Annotated in this window: 12 protein-coding genes, 1 tRNA gene and 1 other RNA gene; 4 read left to right on the forward strand and 10 right to left on the reverse strand. The window is 40.5% G+C overall.

What is annotated here, in order from left to right; all coding sequences use genetic code 11:
- The 3 genes from MV676_RS04095 to argS all read right to left on the reverse strand — a co-directional run.
- Window positions 1-305: TatD family hydrolase (locus tag MV676_RS04095; RefSeq protein WP_297445483.1), on the reverse strand; the 305-nt coding region annotated here is incomplete at its 3' end.
- 4 nt (window positions 306-309) lie between these two features.
- On the reverse strand, window positions 310-948 hold the full coding sequence (locus MV676_RS04100; RefSeq protein ID WP_022846659.1) for an SPOR domain-containing protein: 639 nt from the start codon (window positions 946-948) through the stop codon (window positions 310-312).
- A 2-nt stretch (window positions 949-950) separates the two neighbouring features.
- A complete protein-coding gene (gene argS / locus MV676_RS04105) occupies window positions 951-2,588 on the reverse strand; it encodes an arginine--tRNA ligase (RefSeq protein ID WP_022846660.1) in 1,638 nt (545 codons plus the stop codon).
- A 119-nt stretch (window positions 2,589-2,707) separates the two neighbouring features.
- Here argS and MV676_RS04110 point away from each other — a divergent pair, with 119 nt between their 5' ends.
- Window positions 2,708-3,367 (forward strand): HD domain-containing protein, encoded by a 660-nt coding sequence (locus MV676_RS04110; protein ID WP_297445486.1) that lies wholly within the window; start codon window positions 2,708-2,710, stop codon window positions 3,365-3,367.
- Here MV676_RS04110 and MV676_RS04115 read toward each other — a convergent pair.
- From MV676_RS04115 to clpX, 7 genes are read right to left on the reverse strand one after another with little or no spacing between them, the layout of a single operon-like run.
- Window positions 3,362-4,255, reverse strand: a complete 894-nt coding sequence (locus MV676_RS04115) for an N-glycosylase/DNA lyase (RefSeq protein WP_297445487.1) — start codon at window positions 4,253-4,255, stop codon at window positions 3,362-3,364. The genes MV676_RS04110 and MV676_RS04115 overlap by 6 nt on opposite strands.
- Before the next feature lie 21 nt (window positions 4,256-4,276).
- Window positions 4,277-4,699, reverse strand: a complete 423-nt coding sequence (locus MV676_RS04120) for a hypothetical protein (protein ID WP_297445489.1) — start codon at window positions 4,697-4,699, stop codon at window positions 4,277-4,279.
- A gap of 1 nt (window position 4,700) precedes the next feature.
- Window positions 4,701-7,307: a [protein-PII] uridylyltransferase gene (glnD, locus tag MV676_RS04125; protein ID WP_297445491.1), complete on the reverse strand. Its 2,607-nt coding sequence runs from the start codon at window positions 7,305-7,307 to the stop codon at window positions 4,701-4,703.
- Between the two features lies 1 nt (window position 7,308).
- A complete protein-coding gene (locus MV676_RS04130; protein ID WP_297445492.1) occupies window positions 7,309-7,860 on the reverse strand; it encodes a phospholipase D family protein in 552 nt (183 codons plus the stop codon).
- The gene (secG, locus tag MV676_RS04135) at window positions 7,857-8,132 is read right to left on the reverse strand and encodes a preprotein translocase subunit SecG (protein ID WP_022846666.1); all 276 of its coding nucleotides are present in this window, start codon (window positions 8,130-8,132) and stop codon (window positions 7,857-7,859) included. The genes MV676_RS04130 and secG overlap by 4 nt, the downstream gene beginning before the upstream one ends.
- A 3-nt stretch (window positions 8,133-8,135) precedes the next feature.
- Window positions 8,136-8,885, reverse strand: a complete 750-nt coding sequence (tpiA, locus tag MV676_RS04140) for a triose-phosphate isomerase (protein ID WP_297445494.1) — start codon at window positions 8,883-8,885, stop codon at window positions 8,136-8,138.
- A 10-nt stretch (window positions 8,886-8,895) separates the two neighbouring features.
- Window positions 8,896-10,131, reverse strand: coding sequence for an ATP-dependent Clp protease ATP-binding subunit ClpX (gene clpX / locus MV676_RS04145; RefSeq protein ID WP_297445495.1), 1,236 nt, complete (start codon window positions 10,129-10,131; stop codon window positions 8,896-8,898).
- Between the two features lie 93 nt (window positions 10,132-10,224).
- On the opposite strand from clpX, the gene MV676_RS04150 reads away from it, so the two are divergent.
- From MV676_RS04150 to ffs, 3 genes are all read left to right on the forward strand, one after another.
- A complete protein-coding gene (locus MV676_RS04150) occupies window positions 10,225-10,854 on the forward strand; it encodes a phosphoribosylanthranilate isomerase (RefSeq protein WP_297445498.1) in 630 nt (209 codons plus the stop codon).
- Between the two features lie 56 nt (window positions 10,855-10,910).
- Window positions 10,911-11,004: transfer RNA gene (locus tag MV676_RS04155), tRNA-Ser, on the forward strand.
- Window positions 11,005-11,031: 27 nt separating this feature from the next.
- Window positions 11,032-11,129, forward strand: an RNA gene (gene ffs / locus MV676_RS04160) — signal recognition particle sRNA small type.
- The last annotated feature ends 27 nt before the right edge of the window (window positions 11,130-11,156 follow it).

Raw genomic sequence — 11,156 nt, forward strand, 5'->3', positions numbered from 1 at the left:
TTAGGTGAAAGATTCCTGTAAAAGTCAAGTCCGGCCTCTCCAACGGCTACAACCTTTTCATCAGAAAGAATCTCTTTAAGTTTTTCCTTTACACCGGCAACGTAGTTAGATGCATCATGAGGATGAATACCCGCTGAAGCGTATATGAACCGCTCTGTTCTGGCGAGCTCAAGAGCCTTTAAACTATCCTCAATGTTGCAGCCAACCGTAACGACAGCTTCTAACTTCTGCTTACACTCTTCTATTACCTTTTCTCTATCGCTATCAAACTGGGGAAAATGTAGATGCGCATGGGTATCTATCAAACTGTTACCTCCTCTTTTTTATTATGCCGGAAAGCTTCATCCTTTTAAGTTTTAATAAAATTGACTTTGCCTCTTTCTCTGTAAACATTCCGGCCGTTACGCGGTAGTACCTGCCAAACCTACTAACGCTTGCAGGAATTCCAGCCTTTTTAAGTTTGTGAACAAGCCTTTCTGCGTTGACCTTCTTGCTAAAAATTCCAACCTGAACAAAGTAATCTCTATTTTTCTTCTTAGCTTCCTTTGTTTTCTTAACTTCCTTCTTAACAGCAACTTCCTGCCTGGTAACTTCTGTTTTCTTTTCCACTACAGGCTTGCCTGAAACCCTGGATGTAGCTTTCTGTTCCTTTTTCTCTGCAACCTCCACTTCCTGCTTTTTCTCAACTTTCTTTTCTACTTTTTTCTCAGCAGGAGGGACAGCCGGTTTACCGTTCACAACTACAACCTTTTCCTCCGGTTTGGGACGTGAAAGGGGCGTCAGAGAAGCTATAGTTTTCATAAGTTTCTGTTTCTCAACCTCAAACTCCTTCTTTGCCGTGGTATAACCGTAATTTTTACCCACCATAAATCCAATACCATAGGAAACCATTAAAAGAACAACTGCTGCAGCCATTAAAATGTAATAAAGTTTTTTGTTCTTCTCCATCTCTACATCCTCCCCGGCGCGTTTACATTAAGTATATTAAGTCCTGAACGGATTGTTTTCCTAACACCATTTACAAGGTACAGCCTTGCCGAAGAAAGTTCCGGATTATCGGCATCCACAACTCTATTTTTGTTGTAATACCTGTGAAAAGCTGAAGCAAGGTCTATCAAATAGTAAGGTAAAAGATGCGGCTCTCTCTTCCTTGCCACTGCTTCAAGAGTTGATTTTAATCCGTAACACTTAAGTATTAGGTCAAATTCCTCCTCTCCAAGAAGTTCAAGGTGTTCTACTGAAGGTTCTATACCTTTTTCTTTTGCCTTATCAAGGATACTGGAAATTCTTGCATGAGCATACTGAACGTAATAAACGGGATTCTCGCTCTTTTCAGAAAGAGCAAGATCTATATCAAAATCAAGGGGCGTGTCGTGTCTTTTTGTAAGGAAGAAAAACCTAACAGCATCAACGCCAACTTCATCAATAAGCCAATCAAGTGTAACAAAATTGCCCGCCCTTTTTGACATCTTCACTTCTTCACCGTGTTTAAAAAGTTTCACAAGCTGAACAAGCACAACCTCAAGCCAATCTGAAGGTTTTCCCAAAGCTTCTATGGCTGCTTTTACTCTCGGTATGTAACCGTGATGGTCAGCGCCCCATATATCTATTCCTCTATCGTAACCCCTTAAAATCTTATCGTAATGGTAAGCTATATCTGAGGCAAAGTAGGTATATTCTCCCGTGGAGCGCTTCACAACTCTATCTTTATCGTCTCCAAACTGAGAGGTTCTAAGCCACAGAGCACCATCTTTCTCATAAATTAAGCCTTTCTCTTTAAGAAGTTCAAGAACCTCTTCAACCTTACCGCCTGTATAAAGACTTTTTTCGCTGAACCAATGGTCAAATTCAACTTTCAGCCTTCCAAGCGTTTTTCTTATCTCTTCTAAAAGGACTTTCTTTCCAAACTCTGCAGCAAGCTCAATTGCCTTTTCCTCTTCCATATCCACAATTTCAGGATACTGAAGTATAAGCTCTTTAGCTATGTCAATAATGTACTCTCCCCTATAGGCATCTTCAGGAAGAACGAGTTTTCTACCCGCAAGCTCCTGAATCCTGTAATAGATTGAAATACCCAGAAGCTTAATCTGTCTGCCGGCGTCGTTTATGTAAAATTCTCTCTCCACGCTGTAACCTGCAAGTTTCATAACCCTTGAAAGAACATCGCCAACGACTGCTCCTCTACCGTGCCCAACATGTAAAGGTCCGGTAGGATTTGCAGAAACATATTCGATTAAAACCCTTTCACCTTTTCCAATGTTGGAAATAAAGAAGTCGGTTTCTACCACTTTCTTTAAAAGTTCAGCGTAAAAATCTGGTGAGAGAAAAAAGTTAATGAAACCATTACCGGCAACTTCTACTTTCGAAAATTCCTTTTCGTTAGAGAGTATCTCTGCAAGTTCTTCTGCAATCTTAATCGGCGGTTTTTTCAACGTTTTAGCAAGGAGAAAAGCCGCATTGGTGGCGACATCTCCGTATTCTTTTTTCTTGGGCGGTTCAAAAGAAGCCCTTTCAAGAATATCATCAACATCCACTCCGAAAGCGGAAAGAACTGCAGAAGCCACCTTTTCTTTTATCGTATCTTTCATACACGACTCCCCGGATATAAAGTAGTGCCACAAATATTTTATTTTATCGTAGAAAGATATTCAAACAGCAAAGTGTGAAAAAGGTAAAATAGTGAAAACAACCCTGAAAGAGGTAGAGAATGATTTCCTATAGAGACTTGCTGAAGGATAGAAAAATTTTCTACTACATAGAAAGAGCCGATTATTTTCTAAAAAACATGGGGTACACCTATCACGGCATAAAACACGTAGTCTGGGTTGCCAGCCGCGCAAGGATGATTTTAGATAGGTTGAACTATCCTGAAAGAGAAGTTGAGCTTGCTGGAATTGCAGGCTTACTCCACGATATAGGGAATATCGTATCCAGACACGACCACGCACAGGCAGGTGCACTCCTTACCTATCAGTTACTCAAAGATAAAAACCTGCTAACAGAAGAAGATCTGACTGATCTGATGTACGCTATAGGAAACCACGAATCAGCCACCGGCGTTCCTGTAACGCCAATTGCAGCTGCTGTCGTAATAGCGGATAAATCTCACGTTAGCAGAAATAGAGTGAGAAAAGACAGTAACATAAAAGAGGATATTCATGATAGGGTTAACTTTTCCATTTTTTATTCCGATATCGAGGTAAATCCAGATAAAAAAACCATCAAATTAGTTTTAAAAATGGATACCTCAATATCAGATATTTTAGAATTTTTCAGCATTTTTAAAGAAAGAATGGAAATGTGCAGAAGGGCAAGCAGGGTTTTGGATTGCAAATTCAGGATAAAAATTAACGGGAAAGATTTATAAAGAGGTATCAATTTCTACGTGAGAAGCAGAAACGACCACCTTTCCAGAAACGCAGAAATGTCTGACGGGGCATTCTTCTCTTTTAGGACAGTCGCCATTCTTTCTGTAGTGACACCCGTGCTTGCTCAACAGCCATAGAGGCCTGAACATTGAAACCGGCGGAATACCTTCATCTTTTAAAGCTTCATCCCACACTTTTATGACAAGTTTCCTTACGGTTGCCGTTATACTTTTTGCCCTGTAGCTTCCCGTTATACATCCCGTGGTAAAGGTTGCCCTTGTTACATGAACATCAACAGGAATGGGTAGTTTTCCCACATTCTCAAAAGGCAGGTCTTCAACCTTCTCTTTCAAAATTCTTATCCAGTGAGGGAAAATCTTCCTGCCGGATAGGTTAGGAAACTTTTCATGCCACTTTTTATCGTCAATTTTTCTGTAAGTCTCATCAACCATATAGTTAAAACTGTCGAAGAAGGAGAGAAAACTGCCGCCAAACTCACCGGCTATTGTTTGAGAAATATTCCACCAGATATCGGTATCCTTATCCTTCCTCATCGCAATTCTGTGCTTCAAAAGAGCTTTTTTGAGCTCATTTCTTCCCCTTTTAACAACCTCCTTCGGTGAAAAAATCCACTGAAGTTCCTTGTCTTTAAGTGCCTCCACTGCACTTTCCCAGAGCTTTTTCGCATCTCTCATGTAATCAAGAGCGGTGACAAGGGAAAGAACAGCTATAAGTTTCTCCCTATCTTTCAACGGAACTTTCTTTATCTCATCGTCCGGAAGTTCTTTAAAGCTAAAAATCCCCCCTTTTTCAAGTCTTTTTACAAGCACCTTCGCAACTTTTTTTGCTCTTTCCGGATGAATCTCAAGGTTAACCCTTTTTCCCATCTTCTTCCCCTGATTTTAAATTTAATGCTTTTTACGGCTGCCGACAAAACCGCCAAAGAAACAACTATCCCCTGCAGCGCAGGTTTTGCATCTCAAGACCTGAACAATGAAAAGGGGGAAAAGTATAAAAAGAAATACAGATTCTTTCTCAGGAACCAAAATTAACGGAAAAAGAAAGAAAAAAGCCCAGTAAACGGTTGCCACTTTTGTGTAAGGAAAAAAGAAAGAACGGCTCTTCCTTTTTATTCTAAGTAATCTCCCAACCCTATCCCATTTAACGGTGCAACCTCTACCGTAGAGAGGGCAGGAAGGACAGAGAGAAAAACGCAAAAAGAAAAATCCCGAAACGACAAAAACACCATAAACCACTTTCATACTGGAAGTTAAAAAATAAAACCCCGCAAGCGTATAAACCAAGATTAAAAATGTTTCTATAAAGGCCATGTTAGCGCTCTTTCAGAACAGTTAATATCCTTTCTCTTATTTCGTTTAACTTGCTTTCATCAGTTATTTTGTTGTGTTCCATATCCGTGATGTAAAAAGAGTCGATAACCCTGTTCCCTTCCGTTGATATTATGGCTCTACGAAGTTTCGTTCCGGCATTAACAAGCTCTCTCGTAATAGCGTAGAGCAGCCCGAGTCTGTCCCAGGTAGAGACTTCAACAATCGTGTACTTTTCTGACGTTTTATTGTCAAATTTCACTTTCGTGGCAGGTTTGGGAAGATTACTTCTAAAACCTTTATTTTTAAAAGGATTTTTTAAAAGTTCTTCCACAACAATTTCATCCCTGTACACCTTCTTCACATACTCCTTAACTTTTTTGATAATATCTTCTTCCGGTACCTCCTCCGACACCGTGGAAACTCTTATCGTGTAAACCATAAAGTCAATTCCGTCAACTGTAACAGCTTTGTTTATATAAGCACCTTTTATGTTGAGGTTAAGATAGGTAAAAATACCGGCAATTTTGTAGAAAAAGGCTCTCTTGTATCTGTCAACAACTGTCAGTTCGCAGTAGCCCATTTCAGGGAAAAAGTCAGGTTCAACGCGAATATTCTTATCCTCTTCAATGAGCTCCTTCACCATTTTCAAATGTTTAACTACATCCTCCGGCGAGTAGGTTCTCAAGTAGTCAGGCTCTGCCGATTTAAAAAGCTTTTCAAGGAGGACTTTATCAACATCATCTTTAAGTAACTCCTTGACTTTTTCCGCCTTTTTCTTCACTTTCTCTTCTATCAATTCTTTTACATTTTTACCGGCGTGAAAAACATCCATGGCGGAAGAGAAAAGCTCCCAGAGGAGAGCTGCCTTCCATCTATCCCAACCACCGGGACCAACAGCTTTTATATCTGCACAGGTTAAGAGGAACAACTTTTTAAGCCTCTCTTCGGTTCCGCATTCTTTTACAAAACTCTCTATCAACTTTGGATCACTTATATCCCTTCTAAAGGCAAGGTGGGACATAAAGAGGTGATTCTTTATCAGCCAGGCAATCTCGTCTATATCTTCATCGGGAAAGTCAAGTTTTTTAAGGTAGCGCCTCGCTATTGCCGCTCCGACATTTTCATGCTTACCCCTCTTTCCTTTCCCTATATCGTGGAGAAGAGCTGCAATGTAAAGAAGTTCGGGTTTTTCAAGGTCGTCTAAAACCTGATAGAGACCGCGGGTTTCTATGTTTATATCCCTTATTTTTTCAAGTTCTCTAACGGTCATTATCAAGTGTATGTCCGTTGTAAACTTGTGATAGGTATCAAACTGAAAATGCCCCCTTAACCTTTCAAAATCCGGAATTAACGTATCAAGTACTTTACAGTCGTGCATTAATTCAAGAACGTAAGAAAGCCTGACTGGATTCATGAGAATTTCCTTAAACTTTAAAAGCACCTCTTTTTTCTGGAACTTTTTCTTTTCAGTTTCTGCAGAAAGTTTGAATATGCTGAAGGCAGTGGGTGATATAGAAAAGCCAAACTTCTGCACAAGTTTAAAAGCTTCAACCACAAGAGCCGGATTCTTTAACACTTCTGTTTCCCTATTTTCGTAGATATAAAGGGACCCTTCGTGCTCGTAAAAATGGGGACTTAACTCGTGCTCTTTCTTTAAAACAGAGAAAATCGACTTTCTACTGCTTTTTAAAGACTCTCTTGACTTTCTTATTATTTCCCTCGTAATAATCGACAGGTCAAGGGCTGAATTAAAGTAACTTTTCATAAAGCTTTCTACGCCTTTATTGTCCCTTGAAAAGCCGAAAAATTCAGCAACTTCCCTCTGAAGCTGAAAACTCAAAATGTCACTCTTTCGTCCACTTATTATGTGAAGATGATTCCTGACCCTCAAAAGAAAATCGTAAGCTGAAATAACATCTCTAAAACTCTTCCAATCGATAATATTTTTATCTATAAAACCTGAATAGTTTTGAATATCGTAAACAATTTTCGCAATCCAGAATGCTTCATGAAGGTCTCTTAATCCACCCTTGCTTTCCTTTACGTTCGGCTCCTGATAATAGACAGTTCCAAAAAATCTTTTATACCTTTCATTCCTTGACTTAACTATCTCATCGATAATGTTTTCTGCATTTTTCTTCACAAAACGAAAAAATTTCCTCTCAAAACTCTCAGCAACTTTTCTATTGCCTTCGACAAAGCGAATTTGAAGAAAATTTGTAAGAATGCTCAGGTCATTTTTCGCAAGTGAAAGAGCCTCATCAACACTCCTTGGCGCATAGCCAAGATCTATGTTAAAAGAGAGCATATAGTAGTAGAAAGCTTCAAGATCTTCTTTGTAAGCATCGGTGAGCTTACCGTCATAAAGAAGGTTAAAATCCATATCTGAGTAGAAGTTAAGTTCTCCTCTTCCGTAACCACCAAGAGCAACAAGACAACACGGAATGCTCCACCTGCCAAAAAATTGGGGAAAGACACCCTTTAAAAGTTTATCAAGGGCATTTTTTAAATCCTGAGCCACGTGAAAGCCTGTCTCTTTATCAAAGTGGCGTTTTTTTATCCTTTCCCTCTCTTTGAAATACTCTTCCTTAAGAGACTCAAGATTCAAGCTACTCCTCCAGTCCCGCCAGATGCCAGAGTCTATCAAAAACCTTCTCGTAACGGTGCGCCAACGGCAAATCATCTTTTATAACAACAAGGTTCTCGTCATTCCTCTTTTCAGCACTCACAGTCCAGTTAAAACTTCCCGTAATAACGGTTTTTCCATCTATAACCGCAAATTTGTTGTGCATCAATCCACCGCCACTTCCCCTTTTAAATCGAACCGGAACACCTGCCTTCTTAAGGATTGGCGCCACGCACCTTTTAGATTTTGCAGTTCCCTGATCTATTATAACCCTTACCTTGACGCCCCTTTTATGAGCTCTAATAAAAGCCTTAACTATCTTTTTTGATGTAAAACTGTATATGGCGGCATCTATACTGTGCTTTGCACTATTTATCTCTTTTATCAGGGTATCGGTACAACCACCCCGTGGCGAAAAATGAACCTCAACAGAAATAGAAGCTGCACCTGAAACAACCGGCTTCTGCTCCTTCTGAAAGGAACATGAAAAAAGGGAAAAATAAAAAATCAACAGGAGAGGAAAAACCTTCCTCACCGCTTTTGCTCCACTTTTACCTTATCAACAACAGAAGAACCACCAAGGTATTTAGAACCTATAACTGAGAGGAAAATAGAATTAAGGATAAAAAGTGCGCCAAGAATTGCCGTCGTTTTCGTAAGAACAGACGCCGTATCTGCTCCAAAAGCAGAAGAAGCACTTCCACCACCCATGAGGGAAGAGATATCACCTTTCCCTGGCTGAATAAGAACAACAATAACAAGAAGAATCGCAAGAACGGCATGAACTATAAGTAAAAGGGTAAACATCCGTTACCTCCCAAAGTTCACAATTTTTACAAAAGATTCAACCTTCAAACTTGCCCCACCTACCAGGGCACCATCTATATTGTTCATCGCCATCAAGCCGTCAACATTTTCAGGTTTAACGCTTCCACCGTAAAGAATTCTCACAGATTCAGCTTTTTCACTTCCAAAAAGCTCCGAGAGTTTTTCTCTTAAAAACCTGTGAACCTCTTCAGCAAGTTCCGGCGTCGCCGTTTTACCGGTTCCAATAGCCCACACAGGCTCGTAAGCAATAACAAATTCGCTGTCAGCTGAAACCCCTTTGAGACCCTCTTCAAGCTGACTTCCAACAACATCAAACGTTTTTCCCTCTTCTCTTTCCTCAAGAAGCTCACCAACGCAGAGAACAGGAACTAAACCGTGAGAAACTGCAGACAAAACTTTCTTATTTATAAGCTCATTACTTTCACCAAAGATATGTCTTCTCTCCGAATGTCCCAAAATGACAAAGCTGCATCCGGCATCTTTCAACATCAACGGTGAAATTTCGCCGGTAAAAGCACCTTTTTCCTCAAAATACATGTTCTGAGCACCAAGCCTTACATTTGTTCCATTAAAAATTTCACTTACAGGATATAGAGAAGTAAAAGGGGGACAGATAAGAATATCCCTATCAGTAACGTTAGAAACGGCCTTGACAAAATCTCTGGCAAACTCGATACTCTCAGAAACTGTCTTGTTCATCTTCCAGTTTCCAGCAATTAAAGGCTTTCTCACACCATCCTCCTCAAGATGCTTTAACAAGTTCATATTTAGGCTTTCCAGTAAGAACCGCTTCCCTGTCAATAGTCACTTTCTTTATGTCTCTTCTATTTGGAACCTCAAACATTATATCAGTCATCAGTTTCTCCATTATAGCTCTCAAGCCTCTGGCACCGGTTTTTCTTTTAATAGCTTCCCTTGCAATTTCTCTTAAGGCATCATCGGTAAATTCAAGTTCTACACCCTCAAGCTCAAACAACTTCTTATACTGCTTAACAAGAGCATTTTTGGGTTCTTTAAGTATCCTGATAAGATCCTCTTCCTGAAGCTCCGACAGGGTGGCTATTACAGGCAACCTTCCTATAAGTTCAGGTATAAGTCCGAATTTCACAAGGTCTTCAGGCTCAACGTATCTTAAAAGCTCATTTCTCTCCATCGTTTTCCTGGCAAGGTCAGCATTAAAGCCCATCGTTCCTTTACCGATTCTTTTTGCAATAATATCTTCAAGCCCGACAAATGCTCCACCACAGATAAAGAGGATATTTGAAGTATCTATCTGAATGTACTGCTGCTGGGGATGTTTTCTCCCACCCTGCGGTGGAACATTGGCAATCGTTCCTTCAAGTATTTTAAGGAGAGCCTGTTGAACGCCCTCGCCGGATACGTCTCTCGTTATGGAAGGATTTTCGCTCTTCCTTCCAATTTTATCTATCTCATCGATGTAAATTATCCCTCTCTCTGCCTTTTTTACATCCATATCGGCATTCTGGAGAAGCCTTAAAAGAATATTTTCCACATCCTCACCAACGTAACCTGCCTCTGTAAGGGTCGTTGCGTCAGTTATTGCAAATGGAACATCAAGAAACTTTGCAAGTGAACGGGCAAGTAGCGTCTTTCCTGAACCTGTAGGACCTATAAGGAGAATATTGCTCTTTTCAATCTCAACATCATCGGGCGACGATGTTTGTGTGAAAATCCTTTTATAATGATTGTAAACGGCAACAGAAAGAATCTTTTTAGCCTCCTCCTGACCGATAACGTACTGATCGAGAAATTCTTTTATCTCTTTAGGCGTGGGTAATTTACCGGGTTCTACTGCTGATGTTTTTTCTCTCTTTTGAGAGTGAATCATTTCATAACATTCATCAACGCAGTAGTTGCAGATTGCAACGCCCTTAGGACCGGTTATAAGTGCTTCTACCTCAGATGCACTCTTACCGCAAAATGAACAACGTCTTGGTGGAATTTGTGTTTCAAACATTCACATCACCTCTCAATATAAATAAGGTCGTTTAAATTTTCTGACAGACTAAATATAATACATGTTGCAGAAAAAGTTAATGGGAGCAGAAAAATGGTCAAAATAAAAGTGTGTGGAATAACAAATATCGAAGACGCATTGGCAGCTGTTGAAGCAGGAGCTGATGCTGTAGGTTTCATAATCTTCAAAGGAAGCAAACGCTACATATCCCCCCTTGAAGTAAGACACATAACCAAAGAGTTACCCCCTTTCGTCACAAAGGTAGGTGTCTTTGTAAACGAGGACAGGGCAACAGTCCTCGAGATACTAAGCTACGCTAACCTCGATTTTGCACAACTCCACGGTGACGAAACGCCAGAGTACTGTAGATACATAGGAAAAAGAAGAGTTATTAAAGTTTTTAGATTAAAAGATGAAACGAAAGTAAAAAGAGTTAAAGATTATGAAAATGTAGCATCGGCAATTCTCCTCGATACATTTTCACAGAATGCGTTTGGTGGAACCGGCAAAACCTTTGACTGGAACATAGCTCTAAAAGTCAAAGAAGCAGTTAACATTCCTTTAATCCTATCCGGCGGACTCAATAGTGAAAATGTGTCCGCAGCAATTGAAAACATTAGACCTTATGCCGTCGATGTTTGCAGTGGTGTAGAGTCCCACCCGGGGAAAAAAGACAGAGAAGCGGTAGAAAAGTTCATAAGAACGGCAAAATGCAAGGGATAAAACAACCCATTGACAAATACGAACACAGTGCAGATATTATGTAAAGCAACATTAAAGGAGGGGTGCCCGAGCTGGCCGAAGGGGCACGACTGGAAATCGTGTGTACCCCCACAAGGGGTACCGCGGGTTCGAATCCCGCCCCCTCCGCCATTTATAGTGTAAAATAACAACAAGAAAGGTCGGGTCCTCCGCAACACCTGGACGGTGAACCCCGCCAGGCCCGGAAGGGAGCAACGGTAAGCCGGAAGGGTGTGTGCGGTAAGGGTCCGGCCCCTTACCATAAAGCTATTGAGGTCTTTTCT

The sequence above is a fragment of the Desulfurobacterium sp. genome (assembly GCF_027028515.1).
Taxonomy (GTDB): domain Bacteria; phylum Aquificota; class Aquificia; order Desulfurobacteriales; family Desulfurobacteriaceae; genus Desulfurobacterium_A.